The following is a 26357-nucleotide window of genomic DNA, read 5'->3' as shown; positions in this document are numbered from 1 at the left end:
CCGTGGGACCCCTGTGGGGACGGCGTGTGGGCACGACGGTAGAACCGCCCGCCGCCGTTCAACCGAGCAATTCACCGGTTGAACAAAGCAGTCGAGTACGCCACCACCGAAGCTCATGGAGTGGTCGAGACCCCGTCGTAACGATGTGGGCGTCTCGAACCGACCCGAAGGCCCGAAGGGTGAGTGTTCCGTGAGCGAGAACGCATTGCCGGCGGCGAAATCCGCCCGTTCCGAGCGGATCGCCGCGCGAACTCGCGGCGAGAACTGGAAGAAGCCACCGCGTCGCATAGAAACCTCGGAGTGCATCACCTGCGACAGCTGCCTGCGCAGCTGTCCCGAGGAGTTCGGCGCCATATTCGACCGCGGTCTTGACGTCGTCATCATTCCCGAACTGTGCTCGGGCTGCCCCGCCTGCGTCCTGGAGTGCCCCGTCGACTGCATCTACGTCGACGAGGACTGGCAGCCCACCGACGCGAGCCTGTGGAGCCACATCGACCTGTCCGCGGGCACCTCATGACCGGCCCCGCCGCGACGAGCGGCCCCGCCGAGACAAGCGGCCCCACCGGGACGAACGGCCCCGCCGAACGCGAGAGCCGCCGCGCCGCCAACGCCAGAAAGCGCCTCAGCCGCCGCCCCAGCCGGCTCGGCACCGCCGCGGGCACCGCGCCGGGCCCCGACCGCACTCGCGAGCCCGGCGCCGGCTTCCCCGCCCTCCTGGAACGGGTCTGGCAGCGCGCCCGCACCGCCCCCGACCTGCGCGCGAGCCTCGACATCCTCCTCGGCCTCGACGGCCACGTACCGCCCCAGGTACAGCTGCGCGCCCTGTCCACCACCGAGGAAGCCGCCCTCCACGCCCTGTGGGGCCTGACCTGGCGCGAAGACACCACCACCGACACCGCCACCGTCACCGCCACTGCCACCGGCGAGAGCGAGAGTGTCAGCGCCGGCGCCGTGCCGGCCCTCGACCTCAACGAAGCCGCCGCCGAGGAACCCGTCTTCGTCGGCGAACTCGCCCTGGCCACCACCGGCCGCATCGTCCTGCGCGGCCCCGCCCAGGGCCCCCTGGACCGCCGCCACCTGGTCGGCGGCGTCCTGCGCGTGCCCTGGTCGCTGCAGGCCGCCCGCGCCCACCACGCCCACCTGAGCCGCGCCGCCGCCCGCACCGCCCGCACCCTGGCCGACTGCCGCGCCTGGCTGGAGCGCCAGGGCGAGAAGGGCCGCGACGAACTCCTGGAACAGGCCAAGGAAGCGGCCCTGCGCACCGCCCCCTTCGTGCTCTACCAAGAACACCGCCAGTACACCAACTTCCGGGAGCAGAACAGCCTCACCGGCAAGACCCTGTGGCCCGGACACCCCGACTGCGTCCTGAGCAGCCTGCAGCAACTGCCCCTGGAACTGTGGTCGGACCACGACGTGCAGCTGGTCATCGGCCTGACCCTGCTCATCCGCTCCGCCGGCGCCGGCCGGGTGGAGGAGGCCAACGGCACCCAGCTGAGCATCGACCACGTCGCCGCCATGCTGGAACGCATCCGCCACTCCTACAACAGCGTGCCCGGCGAGCCGGTCGCCCCCGCCGCCTCCCACGGCGTGGAGGACCTCAAGACCCTCGCCGAGGCGCTCGGCGCACGCCGCCGCCAGGTGATCCGCCAGGTCCCCCTCTACCGCGAGATCCACGGCACCCTGATGCACAAGGTGGAACGCATCGCCGCCGGCACCGACGGGGTACGCCGCCGCGACGAGGAACTCAGCCGCCGCCTGGCCGCCCGCCTGCCGCTGGCCGGCACCACCCTGGACGAACTCGGGCACAGCGCGGCCGCCGACCCCGCCTGGCTCGCCCGCCCGCACGGCTCGCACGCCACCGGCCTGGAAGCCCTCGTCCACGAGAGCGTCACGGCAATCGCCGACGTGTTCGCCGCCGACTTCGCCATGAGCCGCGGCATGCGCTCCCTGCCCGCCCTCATCAAGGCGCTGCGCGCCGAGAGCTGGGCGGAGATCTGCGGCTGGGACATCACCCACTACTTCTGCTGCGTGGTGCCCCGCCCCCAGGCACGGGCCCACTTCGGCGACTCGGTCGAGGCGATGGCGGACGCCGCCTGGGCGATGTCCTCCCGCATGCAGTACAACTCCTGGCACTTCGTGCCCGGCAACCTGCCCCGCCACCCCGCCGTGGTGGCCCGCGACCACTTCGTGCCGCCCACCATCCCCGACATCGCGTTCTTCTCCGACCAGCACCACCACGGGCACGTCAGCAACCAGGTGCGTTTCTCCATCCGCTCCCCGCAGCCCGTCGAGGTCGCCGGACGCACCTTCAACGGCTTCGTCGACCTGCGCCTGCTGCGCTGCGCCGGTGCCCCCTTCACCGAGCCGGACCTGCTCGCCGCCCACCGCGCCTCCCGCTTCATCGCCCGCGCCACCACCCTGGCCGCCGAACTGACCCTGGCCGGCACCCCCGTCGAGGTCACCGCCTTCGACGCCCCCTGGCACTGGCACACCATCACCGGCACGCCCCCCGGCACGGACGGCCCCACCGCCCCCGCCCCCCAGGGCGTCCCACGATGACCGCCGGGGCGACCGGGGCGATCGGGGAGCTCACCGCGCGGCTGCGGCGGGGGGAGACGACCGTCGTCGCGCACGTGCACTCCGTACTGGACGCCGTACGCGAACACGACACCCTGGGCGCGTTCGTCACCGCCGCCGGCGACGAGGCGCTGCGCGCCGCCGAGCACGCCGACCGCCGCATCCGCCAACGCGGCGCCCACGCCTGGCAGGGCGCCCCGCTTCTTGGCGTCACGGTCTCCGTCAAGGACCTCCTGCAGACCCGCGACCTGCCCACCACCCGCGGCTCGCTGCTGCCCAACCACCGCCCCCAAAAGGACGCCCCGGCCGTCGCCCGGCTGCGCGCCGCCGGCGCCGTCATCATCGGCAAGACCACCACCAGCGAGTACGGCTGGAGCGCCGCCACCCTCAGCCGCACCGCCCCGCCCACCGCCAACCCCTACGCCCCCCACCTGACCGCGGGCGGCTCCAGCGGCGGAGCGGCCGCGGCGGTCGCCACCCAGCTGGGCGAGGGCGCCCTGGCCACCGACGGCGCCGGCTCCATCCGTATCCCCGCCGCGTTCTGCGGCGTGGCCGGCTACAAACCCTCCTACGGGCGCGTCCCCTATGTCCCCAACGGCGTCGACCGCCTCGCCCACCAGGGCACCCTGGCCCGCACCGTCACCGACGCGGCCGCCCTGGCCGCCGTCATCGCAGGCCCCCACCCCGCCGACCCCGACTCCGGCCTCGGCTCCATCGACCTGCCCACCCACCGCCGCCGCCAGCACATCGGATGGATCGAGTACGAGGGCACCACCGACGAGATCCGCAAGGTCACCGAACAGGCGAGGGACGCCCTCAAGGACCAGGGCCACCACGTCGAACCCGTCCAGGTGCGCTGCGACGACCTCTACCCCGCCCTCGTCGACATCCTGGCCGCCGCCGAAGCCGCCGGCACCACCCGCCAGGACGAGGAACACTGCGATCCGGGCCGCCTGGAAATCGTCCGCTACGGCCGCACCCTCAGCGCCGCCGCCCTGATGCGCGCCGAAGCAGTCCGCCAGCAACTGCGCACCCGGCTGCGCGCGGTGATGCGCCGCCACCACCTGCTGGCCATGGCCACCGTCCCCATCGAACCCTTCGACCTGAACGCCATCGCCCCGCCCTGGGCGGCCGACCCCCGCGACCTGCTCTGGCTGTCCTGGTCACCGGCCTCCTACCCCTTCAACATGACCGGCCAGCCCGCGGTGACCCTCCCGGCCGGCCTGACCGGCGCCGGACTGCCCGCCGGCATCCAGCTCGTGGGCCCCGTCGGCGCCGACGACCTGGTCCTGACGGTGGCCCACCGCCTGGAAAGGGAGCTGGGAGCCCTGCCCCCGCCCCGTTCCGGGCCCGCGCTCGTCCCCGCCACCGAAAGGACCCCCTGACCCATGTACACCCGCGCATGGCGCTCCGTCGCCGCCCAGGACGCCGTCGGCGCCCCCTCCTTCGTCGCCGACCACCACCTGTGGAGCCAGGAGCAGTTCGCCGCCGCCGAACAGATCGAGGCCGACCTCGACCACATCGACTTCGTCCGCCTGGCCTTCTGCGACCCCCACGGCCTGGCCCGCTCCAAGACCCTGACCGCGGACACCTTCCGCTCCGTGCTGCGCAACGGCATGAACTTCAGCCCCGGCCCCTTCCTCTTCGACACCGGCCACGCCATCGCCGTCGACTTCCTGGGCGACCCCGGCCTGGGCATCGAAGAACTCGCCGGCGCCGGCAACTTCATCCTCGTACCCGACCCGCTCACCTTCCAGCTCCTGCCCGACACCCAGCCGCGCACCGCCTGGGTCATCGGCGACGAATACCTGCGCGAGGGCACGGCCCACCCGCTGTCCTCCCGCGCCGTGCTGCGCCGCCTGACCGACCAGTACACCGCCCACGGCTACACCCCGGTCACCGGCCTGGAAGTCGAGTGGTACCTCACCCGCCTCCTGGACGAGGCGCCCGGCAACACCGGCAACGGCTTCGGCCTGCAGGGCGAGGCGCCCCGCGTCGCGGCGATGAACGCCGGCTACCAGTTCAACCTGGACGCCCGCTACGACTCCGTCGCCCACATCACCGACCCGCTGGCCCTGCACCTGGCCGCACTCGGCCTGCCACTGCGCTCCATGGAGCACGAATCGGGCCCCGGCCAGGTCGAGTCCACCTTCAGCCCGATGTCCGCCCTGGACACCGCCGACGCCATGCTGCTGTTCCGCACCGCCACCAAACGCTGGTGCGCCCGCCGCGGCCACCACGCCTCCTTCATGTCCCAGCCGCGCCTGGACGCCTTCGACCCCAGCGGCTGGCACCTGCACCAGTCCGTCCTGGACACCGGAAGCGGCCGCAACCTCTTCGCCGCCGACGGCCCAGCGGGCGGCCTGTCCCCGCAGGCCAAGGCGTACGCGGACGGCCTGCTCGCCCACAGCAGGGAGCTGTTCCTGCTCTCGGTGCCCACCGTCAACGGCTACCGCCGCCTCAACTCCCGCCACGCGCTGGCCCCCACCCGCATGGACTGGTCCATGGAGGACCGCAGCGTCATGCTCCGCATGGTCGGCGGCGGCACCGGCGCCCACATCGAAAACCGCAGCGGCGAACCGTGCGCCAACCCCTACCTCGCCATCGCCGCCCAGCTCTTCGCCGGCCTCACCGGCCTGACCGGCACTCCGGACGGCGACCACCCCGCCCCGGCCGCCGCACAGCACGTACCGCAGTCCCTGGCAGAAGCCCTGGCCGCCTTCACCGCAGGCCGCGCCGACCAGCTCCTGGGCCGCCCGCTGGCCGCCTGCCTCACCCGGCTCAAGGAGAGCGAACTGCGCCGCTACGAAACCTGGTGCGCCACCACCGGCACCAGCCCCGACCAGGTCACCGCCTGGGAACAGCGCGAGTACTTCGAGGCGTACTGAGCCCGCCCGCCCCCTGCGTCCCGACCGCCGGCGTACCCACCACCCGCAGAACAGAGGCCGTTGCATGATTGCCCGATACACCCTGCCCGAGATGGCGGAACTCTTCAGCGACCAGCACCGCTACGCCACCTGGGTCCGCGTCGAGATCCTCGCCACCGAGGCACAGGTGCGCCTGGGACACGTCCCCGAGGACGCGGTACGCGACATGCGCCGCGCCCCCGTGCCGCTCGCCCAGCGCATCGCCGAGATCGAGAAGGACCGCGACCACGAAGTCCTCTCCTTCCTCGCCGCCTACTGCGAGAACATCCCCGAAGCCTCCGCCCGCTGGGTCCACCTCGGCATGACCAGCTACGACCTGGTCGACACCGCACTCGGGCACACCCTGGCCCGAGCCACCGACCTGCTGAGCGCGGCCGCCCGCCGCCTGCGCCGCACCCTGGTCACGCGCGCCCTGGAACACTTCGACACCCTCATGGTCGGCCGCACCCACGGCATCCACGCCGAGCCGACCACCTTCGGCCACAAACTCGCCGGCTACGCCTTCGCCATCGACCGCTCCCTGACCCGCCTGGCCGCCGCCCGCGAAGCCGTCGCCGTCGGCACCGTCTCCGGCTCGGTGGGCACCTACGCCCTCATCGACCCCTTCGTCGAACAGTACGTGTGCCAGTCCCTGGGTCTTGGCATCGAGCCCGCGCCCAGCCAGGTCGTCGCCCGCGACCGCCACGCCCAACTGGTGCAGGCGGTGGCCGCGTTGGGGGCCTGCGTCGAACAGATCGCCCTGGAGATGCGGCTGTTGCAGCGCACCGAGGTCGCCGAGGTCGAGGAACAACGCGCCCCCGCCTACCAGGGCTCCAGCGCCATGCCCCACAAACGCAACCCCACCACCAGCGAGCGGCTGTGCGGCCTGGCCCGCCTGCTGCGCGGCTACGCCACCACCGCCCTGGAGGACGTCGCGCTGTGGCACGAGCGCGACCTGGCCCACCAGTCCGTGGAGCGGGTCATCCTGCCCGACAGCCTGGCCGTGGCCCACTTCCAGGCCACCAAGGCCGAAGAACTCCTGGCCCACCTCACCGTACGGCCCGAGGCGATGCGCGCGGCACTGGAGCGCACCCACGGCCTCATCTACAGTTCGGCCGTCCTGGTCGACCTGCTCGGCGACGGCACCGAGCGCGAGCACGCCTACCGCCGCGCGCAGGCCGCCGCCAACCGCACGGCGGCCACCGGCACCCCCTTCAGGGACACCTTGGCCACCGAGGGCGTCGAGCTGCGCGAAGAGCCGCGGCCCGAACGCTTCCTCGTCCACCACGACGTCATACGGCGCCGATTGGAGATGCTCGATGAGCTGGAAGACTGAACGCGTCAACGGCCAGGACCTCGACCTGGACGAGGTCCTGGCCGTCTACCACGCCTCCGGCCTGGGCGAACGCCGCCCGGTGGCGGACCGTGAGCGGATGGCCGCGATGGTGCGCGAGGCCAACCTCGTCGTCGTCGCCCGCGAGGCGGACGGCACCCTGATCGGCATCGCCCGCAGCATCTCCGACTTCTCCTACGTCACCTACCTCTCCGACATCGCCGTGGTCGGCGACCACCAGCGCTCGGGGGTGGGCCTGGCCCTGATGGAGGAGACCCGCCGCCAGGCCCCCGACGCCAAGGTGGTGCTCCTGTCGGCGCCCGCCGCCACCGGCTACTACCCGCGCGTGGGCTTCACCCGGCACGACTCGGCGTGGGTCCTGAACCCCGACCGGCCCCTTGGGGGGCCGCCGTCCCGGCAACCGTAGGCGCACCCGGACCGCGGCGGGCCGCCGCCCGCACCGGCGGCCCGTCCGGGCACCGCACACCCAACGGGGGAGGCATGAGCCACATACCGTCACCGGCACTGCTGGAGCCCTTCGCCGCCGTGCCCGGCAGTGCCCGCCCCGCCGAGCCGGGCACCCCGCAGCCGGCCCGCGCCCCCACCGGCCAGCGCATCCTGGTCGTCGACGGCGACGCGGCGCTGGCCGGCTCCCTCACCGCCCAGCTGCGCCGCCACGGCCACGACCCCGTCGGCGTGCGGCACGGCAGCGCGGCCCTGCAGGCCTACGAGGACGTCGAACTGGTCCTCCTCGACCTCGACCTGCCCGACCTGGACGGCCTTCAGGTGTGCCGCGCGATCCGCGAGGTCAGCCGCGTCCCCATCATCATCGTCACCGCCCGCCGCTCCGAACTGGACTGTGTGCTCGGCCTGCACGCGGGCGCCGACGACTACGTCACCAAGCCCTACGGGCTGCGCGAACTGATCGCCCGTATCGAAGCGGTGATGCGCCGCACCCGCTGGCAGCCCGCCGCCGCCCGCGAACTGGACCTGGGCCGGCTGCGCATCGACGTCGACTCCCGCCAGGTCACCGTCGACGGCCACGCCGTCGCCCTGACCCGCAAGGAGTTCGACCTGCTGTGCCTGCTGGCCGCCCAGCCCGACACGGTCATCCCGCGCAAGCAGCTCCTGCAGCAGGTGTGGGGCGACTCCTGGTCGCGCCGCACCATCGACACCCACGTCAGCAGCCTGCGCGGAAAACTCGGCGGCAACGGCTGGGTCGTCACCGTACGCGGCGTCGGCTTCAAGCTCGGCACGGGCTGACTCCCACCCGCACCCCCGCACGCCCTGCCTCACGCACGCGCACCGCCCGCACCCACACCACGGCGCGCACCGCCCGCACCCGCACCCACTACGCGAGCACGTCGCACGCGCACCCGCCCTTCCCACGCCGGCAGCGGCACCGACCAGCCCTGGAGCAACCATGATCACCCGACGCAGTGCCCTGAGCGTCACCCTGGCCACCGGCGGGGCCGCACTCACCGGCGCCGGCCTCACCCCGCTGCTCGCCGCCCACGTCCGCGCCCAGCCCGCCACCACCACCTCCGCCTCCTCCGCCAACGCCCCGGCGGTGGTCGCGGCGCCGGAGAAGTTCCGGCGCCCCATGCCCCTGCTGCCCGAGAAGAAGCCCGTGGGCCGCGCCGGGAAATCCGACGTGTACGTGATGACGATGAAACCCGCGCGCGCCGAGATCCTGCCCGGCCTCACCACCGACGTCCTCACCTACGACGGACACTTCCCCGGACCCGTCATCCGGGCCCGCTCCCACCGCCCCGTCGTCATCCGCCAGCGCAACCGCCTCACCGTGCCCACCGCCGTCCACCTGCACGGCTCCTCCGTCCCGGCCGACAGCGACGGCGACCCCATGGACGTCATCGAACCCGGCACGGACCGCGTTTACCACTACCCCAACCGCCAGCCGCACGCCCCCTTGTGGTTCCACGACCACGCCCACCACCTCGAGGCGGAGAACGTCTACCGCGGCCTGTCCGGCTCCTACCTGCTCACCGACCCCGCCGAACGCGCCCTGCCCCTGCCCCGGGGACGCTACGAAGTCGTCATCGCCCTGCGCGACGCCCGCTTCGACGCGCAGGGACAGCTCGCCTACGCCATGGGCGACCGGGGCCGCAACACCCTCCTGGCCAACGGCGTGCCCTACCCCTACTTCCAGGTCGCCGCCCGCAAGTACCGGCTGCGCCTGCTGAACGCCTCCAACCAGCGCCGCTTCGAACTGCGCCTGGCCGATGGCAGCCCGCTGATCCAGATCGGCTCGGACGGCGGCCTGCTCACCGCCCCGCACACCACCGACCGCATCGCGCTGTCCGCGGGCGAACGCGCCGACGTCGTCGTCGACTTCTCCCGCTACCCGGTGGGCACCAGCGTCGTTCTGAAGAACACCACCGGCACCGGGCCCGCCGAGGAGATCGGCGAGATACTCCGCTTCGACGTGGTGCGCGCCGCCCCCGACCCCAGCCGCATACCCGGCCGGCTGCGCACCCTGCCGCCCCTGCCGCGCCCCGACACCGAGCGGACGGTGGTGCTGCGCATGGACGAGGGCGGCGAACACCCCGGTGCCTACATCGACGAGAAGGAGTACGACCCCCAACGCGTCGACGCCCGCGTCAAGTTCAACTCCAGCGAGGTCTGGACGGTCACCAACGCCAACGCCCGCGCCGAGCACAACTTCCACCTGCACCTGGTGCAGTTCCGCGTCCTGGAACGCGCGGGGCGCCCCCCTGAGCCGGGGGAGGGCGGCCTGAAGGACACCATCCACCTCGCCCCCGGCGAAACCGTGCGCCTGCAGGCCGTCTTCGACAGCTACCGCGGCCGATACCTCTACCACTGCCACATGTTCGAGCACGGCGTGCGGGGCATGATGGCCACGATGCACATCCAATGAGGCGCACCGGCCCGAAGGAGGACCCCGTGGACGCGCCGACGGACCAGGCGAAGGGGACACGGCGCGACCCCGGGCCGCGCAGCGTACGGCTCGCGCTGATCCCCCTGCTGCTCGCGATGCTGCCCTCCTCGCTGGGCACCACCATCGTGGCCACATCCATGCCGACCATCGCCGGCGAACTGGGCGGCACCGCCTACCTGTCGTGGGCGGTGACCTCCTACACGCTGGCCGCCGCGGCCTCCGTCCCCGTCTGGGGCAAGCTCGGCGACATGTACGGGCGCAAGCGGTGGCTCGTCGTGGCGATGTCGGTGTTCTTGACCGGGTCGCTGCTGTGCGGGCTCGCCCAGGACATGGCCGAGCTGATCGCCGCGCGCACCGTGCAGGGCCTTGGCGGGGGAGGCCTCGCGGTCGGTGTCATGGCGGTCATCGGCGAGCTGATCCCGCCGCGCGAACGCGGCCGCTACCAGGGCATGATCACCAGCGTCATGGTGTTCTCCATGACCGTGGGCCCGCTGATCGGCGGCTCCCTCACCGACTCGGTCGGCTGGCGCTGGGCGTTCTGGGTCAACCTGCCCCTCGGCCTGCTGTCCCTGGCCTTGATCGCCCGCCTGGTGCGGGTGACCGGACAGCGCAGGAAGGCCCACATCGACTATGTGGGCGCGCTGCTGCTCATCGTGTGCATCGTCTCCTTCGTGCTGGTGGTCACCTGGGGCGGTGTCGAACACGCCTGGGGCTCGGCGACGATCGTGTCCCTGTCCCTGCTGTCCGCCGCGGCCCTGGCCGGTTTCGTCCACGCCCAGTCCCGGGCCCTTGAACCGGTCCTGCCCCCGCACCTGTTCGGCGAGCGCAACTTCTGCCTGATGGCCGCCCTCAGCTTCACCAACGGCTTCGTGATGTTCGGCGCCGTCCTGTATCTGCCGCTCTACCAGCAGGCGGTGCACGGCGTCTCGGCGACCGGCTCGGGTCTGCTGCTGCTGCCGATGCTCGGCGCCCTGGTCCTGGCCTCCCAGCTGTCGGGCCGCACCGTCGCCCGCACCGGCCGCTACAAGGTCCTCCAGGTCACCGGCTCGGCCGCGATGCTGAGCGGCACCCTGCTGCTCTCGCACGTGGGCACCGGCACCTCACGCCTGACGGCCGCCCTGTTCATGGCCCTGCTGGGGGCCGGCATGGGCTTTCTGGGCCAGAACGTGATGACCGTCGCCCAGAACAGCGTCGGCGCCCACGAGGTGGGCGTCGCCTCCGCCGCGATGACCCTCTTCCGCACGCTGGGCCAGTCGGTCGGCGTCGCCGTCATGGGCACCTTGTTCAACCACCGCGTCCGCGACGTGATGAGCGCGCACACCCACGGCACGGCCCTGCACCGCACCCGCCTGGACGCCGAGAGCATGCACCGCCTCAGCGCCCCCGTGCGCGCCGTCTACCGCAACGCCGTCGCCCAGGGCGTGCAGGGCGCGTTCGTGCTGGCGTCACTGGCCGCGGGCCTGGCCCTGGCGGCCGCGCTCGGCGTCCGCGAGGTCCCCCTGCGCAGCACCCGCAAGCAGCAACAGCACAGGCAGCGACAGCGCGAGCAGGACACCTGACAGAAAAGATCCGGCGCCGCACCCCCGCCCCCCTGCGGCCGGGGGAGGGGATGCGGCGCCGGACCGGGCACCGGGCGGGCGGGGCCGGACTTCAGTGGGCGCTCGCCTCGACGACGGAGATCGCCGCCGGGGTCTGCACCACCCGCTCCAGCCGGAATCCGGCCTTGCCGAGCAGTTCGGCGTACTGGGCGCGGGTGCGTTCCTTGCCGCCGACCAGCAGCATCAGCCACAGGTCGACCAGCTTGCCCGAGTGCGGTCCGTTGATCTTGTCGGGCACCACCATCTCCATCACCAGCAGCCGCCCGCCGGGGTTCATCGCCTTGCGGACGTTGCGCAGGATCTCCAGGGCCTGCGGCTCGGGCCAGTCGTGCAGGATGTGCTTGAGGATGTACGCGTCCCCGCCGGCCGGCACCGCGTCGAACAGCCCGCCGTCGGCGATCGTGCACCGCTGTGAGAGCCCCTGCTCGGCCAGGAAGCCGGCGGCGCCGTTGGTGCCCACGCGGGGGTCGGAGAGGATCCCGCGCGCGTTCGGCGTCTTCTTCAGCACCCCGGCCAGCAGATCGCCGCGGCCGCCGCAGAAGTCGACCACGGTGGCGTAGGGCGTGAAGTCGTAGGCGGCCAGCAGCGGTTCGGTCTCCGTGCCCGACATCGCCCCCATTCCGGCGGTGAAGACCGCCCCGTACTCGGCGTTGGCCTCCAGGTACTCAAAGGCGCCCATGCCGCGCAGCTTGGGCAGGCTCGGCTCACCGGTGCGCACCGCGTCGACCAGGTGTCCCCAGTCCTCCCAGTGGATGGGATGGCCCATCAGGCGGGCTATCCCGTACATGGACATCGGCGCGTCCTCGATCAGGGCCCGCGCCATCGGGGTCAGCGCGAACCGCCCGTCCTTGCGCTCGGTGAAGATGCCGTAGGTCGCAAGCAGGCGCAGCAGCCGGTGCAGCGCGTCGGGGTCCGCCCCGGCCCGCTTCGCGATCTGTTCGGGGGTGAGCGGCCCGTCCTGCAGGGTCTCGGCGACGCGCAGTTCGGCGGCCACGTAGATCGCCTGGCTGACCATGGCGCCCTGGACGAGTTCGAGCAGCGCGAACGGCGGGGGTGCGAGTTTGCGCGTCAGGCTCTGCAGCGCGGCGCGCACGCTTTCGACGGCGCGGACGACACGGGCGGGCGGCAGTGGCGGCATGGCATTCCTCCGGGTACTGGTCAGTTGCGGACAAAAGCGGCAGTGAGAGGGAAGGGGGGCAGGCAGCAGAGACCTGGAGCGGGAGCGAAGAGAAGAGTGGAGGGGGGCAGAGGCAGGAGAGAAGGAGCGGGGGAAAGGGGTGGGGGAGAGGTGGCCCGGATGGGGGGAAGAGGGAGGGGCGGGCTCACTCCCGCAGCGCGCGGTCCACCAGCGCCCCCGCCGCCCCCGTGTAGCCCCGCGGATCGAGCAGCCGCGCCAGCTCCGCACCGCTCACCACCCCCGCCAGGGCGGGCAGTTCGGCCAGGATCTGCCCCAGCGGCCGCCCGGAGTCCTGTGCCTGCTGCGAGGCGCGGGTCAGCAGCTCCCTGGCCGCGCTCCTGCCGAGCCGGGGCGCCAAGTGTGCCGCCAGCCGCTCCGAGACCACCTGACCGGCCGTCAGGCCGAGGTTGGCGCGCATCCGTTCGGGGCGCACCACCAGTCCGGCGGCGAGTTCGGCGGCCGCCCGGGCGGCGCCGCCGGTCAGCCGCAGGCACTCGCGCAGCGGCTGCCACTCGGCGTGCCACAGCCCCGCCGAGCGCTCGTCCTCGGTGGGCAGACACTGCGCCAGGACCGCGGCGAGCGCGGGCACCTGGACGGCGGCCGAGCGGATCAGGGTGGCCAGGACGGGATTGCGTTTGTGGGGCATCGCCGAGGAGGCGCCGCGCCCTGCGGGGGCGGGCTCGGCGACCTCGCCGATCTCGGTGCGGGCCAGGACCTGCACGTCCGCCGCCATCTTGCCCAGGGCGCCCGCGGTGTGCGCCAGGGCCGCCCCCAGGTCGGTGACCGGGGTGCGCAGGGCGTGCCAGGGCAGCACCGGCCGGGCCAGCCCGGTCTCGGCGGCGAACGCATCGGCCAGGAGCTCCATCGCTTCCCCCGCTTCGGCCGGGGTCTGCCCGGCGTGCTGCGGGGCCTGCTCGGCGTACTGCAGGTAGCCGGCCAGCGTGCCGGCCGCCCCGCCCAGCGAGATGACCAGCGACTCCTTTGCGACCCGCTCCAGGCGTGCGACGGCCTCGAGGACCAGGTGGCGCCAGCCGGCCGCCTTGAGCCCGAACGTGGTGGGCACGGCGTGCAGGGCCAGGGTCCGCCCGGCCATCACCGTGTCGCGGTGGGCGCCGGCCAGCGCGGCCAGGGACGCGGCCGTCTCCCGCAGATCCGCGACGATCAAGTGCAGGGCGCGTGCGGCCACCAGCATCGCGCCGGTGTCGAAGACGTCCTGGCTGGTGGAGCCGCGGTGCACGTACTCGGCCGCCTCCGGCGCCTTCTGGGCGACCACGCGGGTCAGCGCGGCCACCAGGCCGACCACCGGGTTGGCCGTCGAGCGGGCGGCCAGCGCCACCTCGCGCACGTCGAAGTGCTCGGCGCGGGCGGCCGCGGTGATCACCTCGGCGGCCGCGGCGGGCACCGTGCCGGTGCGCGCCTGCGCCCGGGCGAGCGCCGCCTCCGCGTCCAGCAGGGCCTGCAGCCAGGCCCCGTCACCGACCGCGGCCTCGACAGCGGTGCCCACCCGCACCGGCGACAGCAGCCCGGCATCCGGCTGCGCCGGGGCAGCGGCCGCCGCCGCTTCACCGGAAGCCCTCGTCACGGCCGCACCTCCTCGTGCCCAGGGTGCCCGGGGCGCCCGGGGTGTTTCGCCCTGTTCCCGCCGGACCCGGGACCGCCTGCCGCCGTGCGGGCCGGGGCGGGCAGCGCGAGCACCGCCCCCGCGATCGCGTCGGAGTCCTCCAGCGTCACCGACCCGACGCCGGGCCGGATGCCCGCGGCCGTCACCCAGTGCACCGACTCCGTGGGCACCCCGTAGGCGAAACGCCGCCGGTGCGCCGTCCCGCCGGCATCCAGCAGGTGGAAGGAGCGGGTGACGGCAAGCCCGCCCGTCTCATGGTCCTGGATGCGGTAGGGCCGGCACTGTCCCGAGGCGAGGAGGCGGCGCAGCAGCGGATCGTCCGTGCGGCGCAGGTCCATCTCGGGCAGCCGGGCCTCGATCAGCGCACCGGCGCGCACCCGGACCCCGGGCACCAGCGCCGAAGTCCCCACAAAGCCCGCCCCTTCACCCTCACGACCCTCGGCGGCGGTGACGCGGATGCCGGGCAGCGACACCTCCAGCACCCCGGCCTCCATCAGCGCGAGCATCTCCTCCACCCGCCCGGCGGGCGGCCCGATGGACAGATAGGCGTTCAGCGGCGTGTACCAGCCCTCCAGCTCGGTGCGGTGCGAGTGACCGCTCAGCCCGCCGTGGTCCACGGCCAGACGGATCTCGTTGCGCAGGTCGCGCAGCACGTCCAGAGCGGCCTTCAGCGGCCCGCGCACATTGCCCCGCCGCGCCTGCGCCACATCCCGCTCCAGATGACTCCGCAGCCAGGACGCGAACTGCGCCGCGTCCGCGAAGACACGAGAGCCGTAGGGGCGGGCGAGCGCCTCCCAGTCCCAGCGCGACCCCTCACCGATCCCCGCGGCCGCAAGGACCTCCTCCTCGGCCCGCCCCGGCGCCGCGGCCAGGAAGGCGGCCGCGAAACGGGCCACCGCCGCCGGCGCCTCGTCGCGGGCGGCCAGCAGCGCCTCGTAGTACACGCACTGCACCTCCTTGGAGATCAGCGGCCACAGGTCGCGGCCGAAGCACAGCGGGCCGCGGCCCGGCGCGCGCAGCGCCGCGACGTGCCCGGCGGTCAGCAGCCGCGGCCGGTAACGGCCGTGGGCGCCTTTCTCGTTGTCGCCGCGGGAGTGGTACGGGATGCCGCGCCGCGACCCGGCGTGCAGCCGCGGCTCGCGCCCCGAGGGCCGGTAGACCAGGCGCCGGCCGGAGCGCTCGAACCGGCCGCCCCTGCCCTGGGTGAGCAGCGACATGTAGTCGAAGAAGTTCAGGCCAAGACCGCGCAGCAGCACGTCCTGGCCCGGCGCGATGGGGGAGAGGTCCACATCGGCGGGGTTGGCCGGCGCGACGTAGAACAGACCGTGCCGGTCGGCGAACCGGCCCAGCTCGGCCTCCTGTTCGCCCGGCCGCACGGGCACGTGCCCCTGGGCGAGCACCACCGCGGACAGCCCCGAAAGCCGCGTACCGTCCTCCAGCACCACCGTCTGCGCCCCCGCCCCGCGCACCGTCGCCCCCGCGTCCTCGTCCTCGGTGAGGGCCACCGCCCGCACCCGGTGCACGCGGATCACCACATGCTCCGGCGCACCGGCCACGACCTGCGCGAACGCCCAGGCCAGATACCGCCCGTACAGGGCGCGGGTGGGGTAGCTGTCAGGGCCCAGCGCCCGCGCCTCGGCCAGCACCTCCGGCTCGCAGGGGGTGGCGGGGCCGGGCGCCAGCGCGCCCCGGCCAAGAGCCCGCGCCCACTCGTAGAGGCTGGGCCCCTCCTCCAGCGGGCCGCGGATGCAGACGCTGTCGTCGGTGTAGACGGTGACCTGCGAGGCGACGGTGTTCATCAGCAGGTGCGGCGATTGCGCGGGCCGCCACACCCGGCCCGCGCCGGGCGGCCCGGGATCCACGACGTGCACGCTCACCCGGTCCCACAGCGGGGACTTGCGTTCCTGCGCGCAGATCCGCTCCAGCACGGAGAACCCGCGCGGGCCGGCGCCGACCAGGCACACCTCGGTGTGCTGAACCAGGGGTCCTGTGGGCATGGGCGCGGGCTCCTTGTCGCGGAGGGCCTACCGGGAGGGCGACCGCCGCCGGGCGGTGCGCCCCCACACTCCCCACGGGGTCAGGAGGCGTGCTCAACCAGGACTCGCGTCCCGGCGGAGCCCCGAGCCGCCCGCACTTCTCCGCCTCTGGATCATCCGGGAAATGGGAGAGGGGCGCGCATTGCGCGGCCCGGCCCGCTCTCGCCGCTCTCGCGCGTTTATCAGAACCCCGCCGGAAGGTCCACGGCCTGGGGAATGCGTGAATGCGGACATGGCGCCGTGTCGGACATCGGTCCGTCCGGCGCAGCGTGACAGATCACAATCTCGCAGACCTTATTACACGTGCGCGCGGCAGGGGAGACCTCATGTACGGAAGAACGGCGGAGGTATCACCTCCGCTTCATCGGGCACGGGCCGCCCCGGGCGCCGAGGGAAGCACTTGCCGCATCCGGCAATCAGTCGACACAATTCCGCTGGCCCATGAGTTATCGGTGGACAACGGCGAAAGTGACATCAGAGGGATACCTGAAAAGCGATGGAGTATCTGCAGATCCGGGGCCGCTCCGGCGGCCGGCGCACCTGACGGATCGGTCAGCAGAGAGAGGCTGTGGAGTCTGCCATGCGACATGCGCTGCAGATCAGATTCGGTGCCGGCTCGCAAACGCGAAGCCGCCGGATTCTAGGAGGAATCTGTGAGGGTAAAGGTCCTCGGCCCGCTTGGTGCCGATGTTAACGGTGTGAATGTTGTGCCAACCGCAAGCAAGCCCCGGCAGATCCTGGCGCTTTTGGCCCTCTACCCGAGAAGGGTCGTGCCGATCTCGACGCTCATGGAGGAGATCTGGGGGGTCGACCTGCCCGCCAGCGCCATGACGACCCTGCAGACCTACATCCTCCAGCTGCGCCGGCGCCTGGGCACGGCCATGGGGCCGGACGCGGCGGGCAGCGCCAAGGACGTCCTGGTGACCCGGTACGGCGGCTATCTCCTGCAGATCCCGCCCGAACAGGTCGACGTCCACGAGTACGAGCGCCTGGTGGCCGGCGGCCAGCGCGCCTTCGACAGCGGCGACGACCGCGCGGCGGCCACCCTCTTCGGGCGGGCCCTGGACCTGTGGGACGGGTCCGCGCTGGTCGACGTGCGCATGGGCTGCGTACTGGAGATCGAGGCCACCCGCCTGGAGGAGAGCCGCCTGGTCACCCTGGAGCGGCGCATCGACGCCGAGCTGCGCCTGGGCCGGCACTGCGAGTTCCTGGCCGAGCTGAGCGACCTGATCGCCCGCCACCCCCGGCACGAGGGCCTGCACTCGCAGGCGATGGTGGCGCTGTACCGCTCGGGACGCCAGGCCTCGGCCCTGGATGTCTACCAGCGGCTGCGGGCCCGGCTGATCGAGGATCTGGGGGTGGAGCCGTCGCCGCAGTTGCAGCGGCTTCATCAGGCGATTCTCGCGGTCGACCCGCGACTGGACGTGATCGCGGGCCCGCGGCCGTCCTCCACGTTCGACCGCTACGCGAGCTGAGCGGGCCCACACGCGGTGCCGTCGGCGGCATCCGCACCTCTTTGCGCAGCGGACGTTCTTCGCGAAGGGATGCCGCCCACACCACCCGCCCCCGCCCTGGTTCGCGGGGGCCGGCTTTCGCGGGGGCCGACTGCGGAATTTCCTCAGTTGGACCTCCCGGCCGCATACCCGGCCGGGTGCCTCAGTTGGACGCCGTGGAGCAGTCGTCGCACAGCAGCTCCATGCGCGTGGCGATGCAGTTCCACTGCGCCGCGCATGCCCGGGCCAGGGCGGCGATCTTCCTCGCCTGGTGGGCGGGGGCCTGCAGGACCAGGCCGGGGTCGCTCTTGCGGATGATGCGGGCCTCGAGCCAGCGGATCATCTCCCGGCCGTCGTTGCTGTACTTCAGGGCGGGGTCCCGCTTGAGCGACTCGAGCTGGGCGAGGGGGTCCAGGAGCGGGAGCGCCGCCTCGGGGCCGTGCGGCGTCCGGCCGCGGGCCTCCGCGCCGGCGGGCGGCCCCTCCACCGCGCTGCGCAACCGTTTCTGCGCCTCCCGGGCGGCCGGCGCGGGCATCCCGTCGCTCTCGGCGCCCTCCCGCGGGACGATGTCCGCTTCCGCGGGCAGAATGTGGGAACTCTGACGGCGGTCTTTGTGGGAATTCAGCGGCCGTACGCGGCCGTCACGCCCGACTCTCATCGGCGCCTGGGCGATCTGTCCCGCGAATTTGCGGCGCAGCACCCCGACGGTCTTGCCGGAAAGGCCGGTCTTCATGGCCACGGCCCGGTCCGACCACTCGGGGAAACTCTCCAGGATCTTCATCGCCGACTTCTTGCGGTCGGAGAGAGCCAGCGCCAGGCCGTGCTTCAGGTTCAGTTCCACGGCTAAGAGGAACGCTTCCCTGTTCGATCCCTCGAAGTAGCGGACCTCAATGGTTTCCTCGCCGTTCAGCCGCGCCACGTGCAGCCGGTGCATTCCGTCGATGACCTTCATCGTCGAGCGATGCACGATGATCGGCGGAAGTTTATCGGTACAGGCCGCCAGAGTGCGCACATGATCCTGGTCGACACCGGCGAGACGAGGAGAATCCGCGTCCCGGAGCAAGGTGATCGGAATCCTGATGATTGAAGCAGAGACTTCGGTCGAGTGGCCTGGCCCGACGGGCCGGCAGAACTGATCTTTAGGAAGTTCCCCCCCAGGGGCTGCCTCCCCTGGCATTCCGATCATCACGCTGCTTCTCCTCCCCCGGACCGAAGCGCATAACGCGGCGAGAGTATCATGAGATTCCGCCACGAACAGAGAACTCTCCCGGGATTTCATGCAATTGCGTTATGCCCGTTTTTTCCGGAGAAGTTCCCCGGCAACAGAATCCACCAGCGATCACCGGACCGGACCGACACAAGCCACCTCACCCACACCCCCCACCCGCGCCCCCACCACCCCTCGAGCCGCCCGGGACCAGCCCCGACACCCCCGGAACCGCCCCGCCCCCACCGCACACCCCCAGCCACCCGCCCACCGCCCGGCCCCCGCACTCCTCCCGCACCCCCCACCCGCGCCCGCGCCCGCCCCAACACCCCGCTCCCGCCCGGCCGACCTCCACATTCAGCCACGCAGGCACCACCCTCACCCCGCGGTACCGAGCAAATGGGTCCCTGCGTAAGTAGCGGTGTGCAAAGCGGTATTGCGGTGCCGCACGGTGCGCGAGAGACCGGCGGTGCGCAGCACGGTGGCATGCTGGCTCGCGCTCGCCGGCGAGATCCCCGCACGACGGGCGAGTTCACCGGTCGTACAGCCCGGATGCTCGGCAATGGTCCACAGCACCACGGCACGCGTATGCCCCAGCAGCGCCGTCAGGGAATCGGGGACCGAACTCAGTGCCCGGGCGGTCACCACCGGCGCCGGAAATAGGTCCGTGTCACGTACACCGACGGGATAGGTCAGCCACGGCTGAGGCTCAGCCGTTTCATCGAAAGCCGGATACACCGCACCGAACACCGACGGAATCAACAGCAGCCCGCGGCCCGCAAGATGAATGTCCCCGGTGAACCCCGATGCCGTCGTCAGCTCCAGCACCGGCGAATCCCACCGGATACAGCGCGGGTTGAGCCCCGACAGCAGCAAGTCGAGCCCGCCGTACGCCACCTGACGGCCCCGCAGCACCTGATCCGTACGGGCGAGCACGTCCATCTGCGCCTGATAGGGCGCGATCACCTCCCGGTGCGCCAGGGCAACGGCATCGGCGAGCTCGCCGAGCAGCCGCCCGTCACCCCCCAGCGCCCGCGTCCACCCCGGCACCGCCCGCCCCCGCGCGCGCCCCGCCCACCTCTCCATGTCCTCGGTCACCCGGGCGGCGGGCGTGGCACGCACCCGCTGAACCGCCTCCTCGATGCCGGTGGCCCCCACATGGTCCAGGAACCCGACGGTCCAGCCGGTCGGCGGAATCAGATCGAACAGCCGCCGCACCCCGGGCTCCAGCCGCCGCAGCGACTGCCGCCGCCAGGCCCCGAACCTCACCTCGTGGGCGCCGTCCTGCAGCAGCCGCACCGCGATGTCCAGCTCCAGCATCGGCCGGAGCCCCTCGGCCAGCCGGGTACGGGCCAGATCGGCGGCGGTGAAGTGGAGACGCAGCGGCATGCGCGAAGCCTGATCAAGATGTCGTTATTCGGGCTAGCCCAAAACACGTCGACCTCGCTCACCGCAATGCGCCACCCTTACCACCACGGGGCAGCCCGCCCCGGCCCTTCCGGCCGCCCGGCGACCGGCGCTCCCCGGCCCCCCCCTTTCCGGGGGCCGGCCTCAGACCGGTGGGGCGGCCGTGCCACGGGGGAGCACGGCCGCCCCGCCAAGGGCCCCTCAGCCTCCGAAACGGCCGCGCGCACGCTCGATGTGGGAGAGGTGCTGGTGGGTCCAGCCGCAGATGGCGTCGACCGCGCCGCGCAGGTCCCGGCCCGGCCCGGTGAGGGTGTACTCGACCCGCGGCGGAACGGTGGGGTGCACCGTGCGGTCCACCAGACCGTTGCGCTCCAGCATGCGCAGGTTCTGGGTGAGCATCTTGTGACTGACGCCCTCGACCTCGTCGCGCAACTCGCCGAAGCGCAGGGTGCGTTCACCGAGCGCCTCGATGATCAGGAGCGCCCACTTGTTGGCGACGTCGGAGAAGATCTCCCGCGCCAGGGAGTCCGAGCGCCGCAGATCGGCGTCCTCAGGCAGACCCGCGAGGAGCTGCTTGGTCACCATCAGGTTCCCCAGTCACTAAAAAGTGCGTTCTTCCAGGTCAGCCCACACTCTCCTACAGTTCCCAAGTAACCACAAGAGAGCGAACCGGAAGGACGGCCACCATGACCACCACCCCTGACATCTTCAACCACGACGTGCCCGCCGAGAGCGACTTCGGCTACGTACAGGCGATCAGATCCGGCGACCTCGTCCACGTCTCGGGACAGCTCGCGTTCGGCGAGGCGGGCGAGCTCCTCCACCCGGGCGACTTCACCGCCCAGCTCAAGCAGACCCACGCCAACATGGACAAGGTCCTGGCCCACTACGACGCCACCCGCAACCAGATCGTCTCCCAGACCCTGTACCTGGTGAACCTGCACCAGCACACCGCGGCGACGATGGAGGGCAACCTGGGCTACTTCGGCGACCACCGCCCTGCCGCCACGGCCCTGGGCGTCACCGAACTGACCTTCCCCGGCCAGCTCGTCGAGATCAGCTTCATCATCGACACGAAACTGCCCGCCTGAGACGCCGAGGGCCTGCGGGCCCAGGGGGGCGCCGGCGAAGACGCCCCCCGAGGAAGGGCAGGTCAGCTGTTCGCCGGCCGGACCCATCCCTTCTCGACCAACTGGTCACAGTGCCAACGGCTTTGAGCGGGGCTCTCGCCCTTGTCCTTGGTCGCCTTGAGGCAGTCCTGGTAAGGGAACGGCGGGCCCTGCTCAGGCGAAGATGCCGCCTGGGCGGTCGCTGCCGACGCACCGAGCCCGGCAGCAGCCACGGCCAGGGTCAGGGCCATACTCATCCGACGCACAACGTTCTCCTCTTCTCGCACCGGAGCCGAATGCTCCGGAGATCCACGCCGTCCTGCCGCGGCCCAGCCGCTACACAAGATCAGCGATCACTCAACGAGCGAGGCCATCGGCAGGCAATCGCTCATCCGTGTGATCCCCGGCCGCCCATGACAGAACGCGGTGGCCAGGAGGGCTGAGCCCGCCTCACCACCGCGCCTGTGCGGATCCCGAGTGTGTACGTCAGCGCTGGGCGCCGGGCTCGTGGCCCATGCCCTCGTGGCTGTAGCCCGCCGCCTGGGCCCAGACGATGCCGAGCGGGCCGCCGACGCTGTCGTACGTACCGGCGAACCCCTTGTGGTGGTAGCCCAGCCCGTCGTGCGGGGCGTAGCGGTCGTCGTCGGCGACGGCCGAACCCGCCCCGAGGGCCAGAGCGGACACGGTGAGGGCGGCGGCGAGGATGGTCGAACGAACGCGCATAAGAATATTCCTCCTGGAATATGCAGGTGCTGTCGCCATGTCACTTGCCGCGGCAGCACCCCCGGGTAACGGCACAGCACCCCCTCTCCACCCGAACGGTCCCCGGAGTGCTACCGCACGGACCACACCACCCCCCAAACCGACCAGGCCACAGCCCCCGCTTGACCTTGTCACAGTGACAAGGTGTCCACTGCCTCCCAGAGAGAGGCGGACCAATGACCACGACACCCCAGACCCCCGACCCGACCCGATCCCCCCAGCCCCAGCAAACCCAGCAGACACTCCAGGCACTGCAGGACACCAACCCCTCCATACGCCTGCGCGCCGCCCTGGCCACCGGCACCACCCCCGACCCGCGCTACGTCGACCACCTCATCGAACGAAGCGCCACCGAACCCGAGTTCTACGTCCGCGACATGCTCACCTGGGCACTCACCCGCCACCCCGCAGCCCTGACACTGCCCAGACTGCTCCAAGAAGTCCGCTCCGAGCGCACCCAGGCACGCAGCCAGGCCCTGCACACCCTCTCCAAGATCGCAGACCCGCACGCCTGGCCGGCCATCACACCCGACCTGCTGACCGACACCGACGACGAAGTCGCACGCAGCGCCTGGCGCGCCGCGGTCGTCCTCGTACCGCAAGACGAAGAAACCGCCCTGGCCGCCACCCTGGCGACCCAGCTCGGACGCGGCGAACGGGAGACCCAGCTGAGCCTCAGCCAGGCACTGGTCGCACTCGGCACACCCATCGAACCGATCCTCCACGAGGCGACCAACGCCCAAGACCCCCACGTACGGGCCCACGCCCTCGCCACCCGGCAGCTGCTGCACGACCCCGACGCCGGATTCACCCTGGCGATCGAGGAAGCCAAACGCACCGTAGCCCTCACCGGCACCCCGCACGACACCCAAGGCACCCCACACGACGGGCACAGCAACACCCCATACGACGGCCAGGGCACCCCACAGGACGGACAATGGACCCCGTGCTGATCGGTGAGGTGGCAAAACAGTCCGGCGTGAGCGCCCGCATGCTCAGACACTACGAATCCCTCGGCCTGGTCCAGCCGTCCCAGCGAACCGACTCCGGCTACCGCGAATACTCCGCGAAAGACATCCAGCGGATCTTCCACATCGAAAGCCTGCGCTCCCTGGGCCTGTCCCTGCGCGACATCGGACGCGCCCTCGACGACCCCGACTTCACCCCCGCGGCACTCGTCGGCGACCTCATCCGCCAGACCCACGAACGCATCACCACCGAAACCGAACTGCTCACCCGCCTGCGCCGCATCGACGCAGCCGACCCCACCGACTGGCAAGACGTCCTCACAGTCGTCGCCCTCCTCCAGGCCCTGGGATCGCACAACCCCGCCACCCGCCAGCGCGCGGCCCTCTCCACCGCCCATGGAACCCCCCTACCGGTGGAGGCCCTGGTCGAAGCAGCACTGAGCGAAACACAACCGAACGTCGCAGGCACCCTGCGCTGGGCCCTCGCACAAGCACCCGACGACGCCCCGGCCCTCCTGGCCAAAGCCCTCGACTCACCCCTGCCCGCGGTACGCAGACGCGCCGTCCAGGCACTCGCCAAAATGCCCGAGGACGAGACCACCCCACACCTGCGCGACGCCCTCACCGACCCCGACCCCGACGTCCGCGCACAAGCGGCCCTGGCCCTTGGCACACGCGCAGAGAGCACAGCGATCCCCACACTCATCGACATGATCGTCACGGGACGAAACGACACCGACGCAGCCGACACCCTGAGCAAACTGGCGAGCGACGACACCGCGACGGCCGACCGGATCACCACCCACCTCGTCGACCACCTCACCCACCCCACCACCCGACCCCCCGCACGCGGACGCCTCACCCAAGCCCTCGCCGACATCCCGGGAACGACAGCCACCCAAGCCCTCGACCACCTGTCGCACGACGAGGACCCGGCAGTCTCCCTGACCGCCACCTACCTCCTCCAAGCCCGCCACTGACCCGCCCCCGCAGCGAACCCGCACCAGCGACCACCCCCGCCCGCCCTCCCAGGCAGAAACTCCCTCCCAGGCAGAAACTCCCTCCCAGGCAGAGACCCCCTCAGATGCGATGAACGGTATGCAGGGAGTCCGCATAGATCCCAGCCCCATCCAGAACCGACGCACCCGAGACGTCTGCCATGGTCGGCCCGTCGGCACTCTTGCGGCTGGAGAGAAAACGCCGCTTGCCCTCCTGATCGAGGCCGAGGTAAACACCCACGTGATCGACGTCGTACGACTCCGGATCATCCGGATCACCCGCCACGTCATGGACATCGAACAGAACCAGATCACCCGGCTGCAACTGCCCCAGATCCACCCCCGAACCACCACCGCCCACCCGCTGAGCGACACGCACACCGGGCGCGAAATCCACCATCGCACCGGACTTGCGCGGCAGCGCCTTCCTCGCCGGATCCTTCACCGCCACCATGCCTACACCCATGTGAAAGCCATAGACCATCCGCACATACCCCGAACAGTCCAGGTGCCGATGCTGGTTGACCTCCGGCTTCCGGGTCTCATCGGGGAAGGCCCACGGCTGCTGCATGTAGTCGTGGAAATCCGCGCCGACGGGCAGCAGCCCCTGACTGTCGGGCTCCCCATACCCCGCCTCACCCAGCACGTCCGCACCCCCCACCCGCACATCCGCACCCCGAACATGCGGGGCACCGGGCAGAAACATCATCGCGTACGAGAACACATCCGGAGCCATCGAACCGGCCCAGCCACGCACCACGGCCTCCACAGCCGGCGTCCACTCACCGTCGAACGGCGCATCCAAAAGCCGCACCCAGTCGCGATGCGTGACCGAAGGCGGCGCCGCCCAAGTGGCGTCGGCCACCGCGAAACGACGCACGGTCAAGGTGACCGGCAGATTCGTACATCCCGAGGAGGCAAACCCACGAACCCCCACCCGCCCACGACGCCCCACCTCCGCGACCTCGACCTCCGCAGTGGGCTCCCCGGGCTCCACACCAGCCGCAGGCCACGCCGTGATCAGCGCCCTGGCCCCCGTACGCCGCACCCGAATCTTCCACACATCACCGGCCCGCACCCCCGTGGCAAGCGGCCCCGCCTCGGCCAGCACCACCGTCCTGCCGTCCGCCACCTTCTCCACACGCAGATCAACCTCACCCTTCGTGGTGAAGGAGAGCCGAGCCCGACAGTGCGCGCTCCCACTGCGATACCCGAAAAGCAGAGCAACAGAACAGGCATTGCCCACCGGCACCTTGTCGAAGGAGGCCTCACACATGACGTCGACGTCAGATATCCCGTCGTCGGTCAACGTGGCGTAGCGGCCCTCCTCCGTGTCCTTGAGGACCATCGTCGCCGCACCCCTGGAATGAACACCGAAGTCAACATCACCGGCCGTCCCCCCGAACACACTCCACGACCCACCGGCCCGCGAAGAACCCCAACCAGGCTTCAACCGCTTGGCGGGCGGCAACGCCGGATCAGGGACCAGCCGGTCGAACACATCAGCAAAAGACTGCTTGTTCTCCGAGAACGTTCTCTCAGGCCCGGCCACCAAAACGGTACGCGCCCCCTTGGTCAGCACTGCAACCCGCTGCTCCCCGTGCCGCACCTCCGTACGCACCGGCGTGCCCGGCAGCACCGTCGCCTCCAGTTCCCCGAGAAAGGAACGCGCGAAGGCCGCCGTGTCGTACGGCGCCCCCGTGAAGGTCATCGAGGAGCGCGGCCCAGACGTGGAAGCAGCACCGGCAACACCCCCCGACGCAAGCGCAAGCCACGCAGCAGCGGGCGAGGACGCAGCGGCACGCCCTGCAGAAGAGGCGACAGCGGCCGGGGAAACGGCAGCCGAGACAGTAAGCGCCCCAAAGGCGCCAAGGAGACTACGACGGGAAGTATCGCTCACGCGCCACATCATCCCCACGACCCCCCGGAAGCACCGCATCCGGCACCGGAGCATCAAGGTCACTCATCCAGGCCAGGACAGTGCGGTACAGACCCATTCGCGACCCGAGGAAGCAAGGGCAGTGGGGCTGTAGCACGGCAACCGACCAGCACCGAATCCATCGCCACCCCAAACACACAACAATGCGCCCAGGTGGCCCGGTTGAGATATCTAACTCGCGCAGGCTCCGCCCGCTAGGCTGCGTGCGACGCCAGGCCTGAGGGTCACCGACCGCACTTTCTACGCTCAGCTGACAGGTGAATGCCGCCCTTTAAAGGCCAACCTGGCGAAGATCGAGGCTGCTTA

At 71.6% G+C, this 26357-nt stretch carries 21 protein-coding genes; 13 read left to right on the top strand and 8 right to left on the bottom strand.

Translation table 11 applies throughout. The features are described from left to right. Window positions 1-190: 190 nt before the first annotated feature. The 9 genes from DEJ47_RS00105 to DEJ47_RS00065 all read left to right on the top strand — a co-directional run bounded on the left by DEJ47_RS00105 (window position 191) and on the right by DEJ47_RS00065 (window position 11295). Window positions 191-517: a 4Fe-4S dicluster-binding protein gene (locus tag DEJ47_RS00105; RefSeq protein WP_223828166.1), complete on the top strand. Its 327-nt coding sequence runs from the start codon at window positions 191-193 to the stop codon at window positions 515-517. Further along, on the top strand, window positions 514-2559 hold the full coding sequence (locus DEJ47_RS00100) for a hypothetical protein (RefSeq protein ID WP_150163882.1): 2046 nt from the start codon (window positions 514-516) through the stop codon (window positions 2557-2559). Before DEJ47_RS00105 ends, DEJ47_RS00100 begins: the two co-directional genes overlap by 4 nt. Next, window positions 2556-3962: an amidase gene (locus DEJ47_RS00095; protein ID WP_150163881.1), complete on the top strand. Its 1407-nt coding sequence runs from the start codon at window positions 2556-2558 to the stop codon at window positions 3960-3962. Before DEJ47_RS00100 ends, DEJ47_RS00095 begins: the two co-directional genes overlap by 4 nt. A gap of 3 nt (window positions 3963-3965) precedes the next feature. Next, complete coding sequence (locus tag DEJ47_RS00090) at window positions 3966-5465, top strand: glutamine synthetase family protein (RefSeq protein ID WP_150163880.1); 1500 nt, start codon at window positions 3966-3968, stop codon at window positions 5463-5465. Between the two features lie 64 nt (window positions 5466-5529). Beyond that, window positions 5530-6819, top strand: a complete 1290-nt coding sequence (purB, locus tag DEJ47_RS00085) for an adenylosuccinate lyase (protein ID WP_150163879.1) — start codon at window positions 5530-5532, stop codon at window positions 6817-6819. Continuing rightward, window positions 6803-7243 (top strand): GNAT family N-acetyltransferase, encoded by a 441-nt coding sequence (locus tag DEJ47_RS00080; protein WP_150163878.1) that lies wholly within the window; start codon window positions 6803-6805, stop codon window positions 7241-7243. Before purB ends, DEJ47_RS00080 begins: the two co-directional genes overlap by 17 nt. Window positions 7244-7317: 74 nt before the next feature. Beyond that, entirely contained in the window at window positions 7318-8079 is a 762-nt protein-coding gene (locus tag DEJ47_RS00075; protein ID WP_150163877.1) for a response regulator transcription factor, read from the top strand. A 160-nt stretch (window positions 8080-8239) separates the two neighbouring features. Next, window positions 8240-9715 carry a multicopper oxidase family protein gene (locus DEJ47_RS00070; RefSeq protein WP_150163876.1) on the top strand — a complete coding sequence of 492 codons (1476 nt, stop codon included), beginning with the start codon at window positions 8240-8242 and terminating at the stop codon, window positions 9713-9715. A gap of 26 nt (window positions 9716-9741) precedes the next feature. Then, window positions 9742-11295, top strand: coding sequence for an MDR family MFS transporter (locus DEJ47_RS00065; protein ID WP_223828165.1), 1554 nt, complete (start codon window positions 9742-9744; stop codon window positions 11293-11295). A gap of 91 nt (window positions 11296-11386) precedes the next feature. Here DEJ47_RS00065 and DEJ47_RS00060 read toward each other — a convergent pair whose 3' ends face one another. From DEJ47_RS00060 to DEJ47_RS00050, 3 genes are all read right to left on the bottom strand, one after another. Further along, on the bottom strand, window positions 11387-12472 hold the full coding sequence (locus tag DEJ47_RS00060; protein WP_150163874.1) for a methyltransferase: 1086 nt from the start codon (window positions 12470-12472) through the stop codon (window positions 11387-11389). 184 nt (window positions 12473-12656) lie between these two features. Further along, on the bottom strand, window positions 12657-14093 hold the full coding sequence (gene pcaB / locus DEJ47_RS00055) for a 3-carboxy-cis,cis-muconate cycloisomerase (RefSeq protein ID WP_150163873.1): 1437 nt from the start codon (window positions 14091-14093) through the stop codon (window positions 12657-12659). Continuing rightward, window positions 14090-16129 carry an FAD/NAD(P)-binding protein gene (locus DEJ47_RS00050; RefSeq protein ID WP_150163872.1) on the bottom strand — a complete coding sequence of 680 codons (2040 nt, stop codon included), beginning with the start codon at window positions 16127-16129 and terminating at the stop codon, window positions 14090-14092. The genes pcaB and DEJ47_RS00050 overlap by 4 nt, the downstream gene beginning before the upstream one ends. A gap of 692 nt (window positions 16130-16821) precedes the next feature. Here DEJ47_RS00050 and DEJ47_RS00045 point away from each other — a divergent pair. Next, the gene (locus DEJ47_RS00045) at window positions 16822-17643 is read left to right on the top strand and encodes an AfsR/SARP family transcriptional regulator (RefSeq protein ID WP_150163871.1); all 822 of its coding nucleotides are present in this window, start codon (window positions 16822-16824) and stop codon (window positions 17641-17643) included. A 181-nt stretch (window positions 17644-17824) separates the two neighbouring features. Here the strand turns inward: DEJ47_RS00045 and DEJ47_RS00040 are convergent, their stop codons facing one another. The 3 genes from DEJ47_RS00040 to DEJ47_RS00030 form a co-directional block, all read right to left on the bottom strand. Beyond that, window positions 17825-18838 (bottom strand): ParB/RepB/Spo0J family partition protein, encoded by a 1014-nt coding sequence (locus tag DEJ47_RS00040; RefSeq protein WP_223828656.1) that lies wholly within the window; start codon window positions 18836-18838, stop codon window positions 17825-17827. A gap of 408 nt (window positions 18839-19246) precedes the next feature. Next, window positions 19247-20257 (bottom strand): winged helix-turn-helix domain-containing protein, encoded by a 1011-nt coding sequence (locus DEJ47_RS00035; RefSeq protein WP_150163869.1) that lies wholly within the window; start codon window positions 20255-20257, stop codon window positions 19247-19249. A 219-nt stretch (window positions 20258-20476) separates the two neighbouring features. Continuing rightward, complete coding sequence (locus DEJ47_RS00030; RefSeq protein WP_150163868.1) at window positions 20477-20860, bottom strand: winged helix-turn-helix transcriptional regulator; 384 nt, start codon at window positions 20858-20860, stop codon at window positions 20477-20479. Window positions 20861-20961: 101 nt separating this feature from the next. Here DEJ47_RS00030 and DEJ47_RS00025 point away from each other — a divergent pair, with 101 nt between their 5' ends. After that, complete coding sequence (locus tag DEJ47_RS00025) at window positions 20962-21366, top strand: RidA family protein (protein WP_150163867.1); 405 nt, start codon at window positions 20962-20964, stop codon at window positions 21364-21366. A gap of 504 nt (window positions 21367-21870) precedes the next feature. Here DEJ47_RS00025 and DEJ47_RS00020 read toward each other — a convergent pair. After that, window positions 21871-22107 carry a hypothetical protein gene (locus DEJ47_RS00020; protein WP_150163866.1) on the bottom strand — a complete coding sequence of 79 codons (237 nt, stop codon included), beginning with the start codon at window positions 22105-22107 and terminating at the stop codon, window positions 21871-21873. Window positions 22108-22322: 215 nt separating this feature from the next. Between DEJ47_RS00020 and DEJ47_RS00015 the strand changes: the two genes are divergently transcribed. Then, a complete protein-coding gene (locus tag DEJ47_RS00015; protein ID WP_223828164.1) occupies window positions 22323-23099 on the top strand; it encodes a HEAT repeat domain-containing protein in 777 nt (258 codons plus the stop codon). Next, window positions 23093-24094 (top strand): HEAT repeat domain-containing protein, encoded by a 1002-nt coding sequence (locus DEJ47_RS00010; protein ID WP_150175328.1) that lies wholly within the window; start codon window positions 23093-23095, stop codon window positions 24092-24094. Before DEJ47_RS00015 ends, DEJ47_RS00010 begins: the two co-directional genes overlap by 7 nt. A gap of 100 nt (window positions 24095-24194) precedes the next feature. On the opposite strand, the gene DEJ47_RS00005 is transcribed toward DEJ47_RS00010, so the two are convergent. Beyond that, complete coding sequence (locus DEJ47_RS00005; RefSeq protein ID WP_223828163.1) at window positions 24195-25823, bottom strand: C40 family peptidase; 1629 nt, start codon at window positions 25821-25823, stop codon at window positions 24195-24197. Between the last annotated feature and the right edge of the window lie 534 nt (window positions 25824-26357).

Origin of the sequence: Streptomyces venezuelae, assembly GCF_008642355.1 — a bacterium.
Taxonomy (GTDB): Bacteria; Actinomycetota; Actinomycetes; order Streptomycetales; family Streptomycetaceae; genus Streptomyces; species Streptomyces venezuelae_B.
The sequence above is the reverse complement of the archived record's forward strand: the minus strand, read 5'-3'. Positions and strand labels throughout refer to the sequence as shown.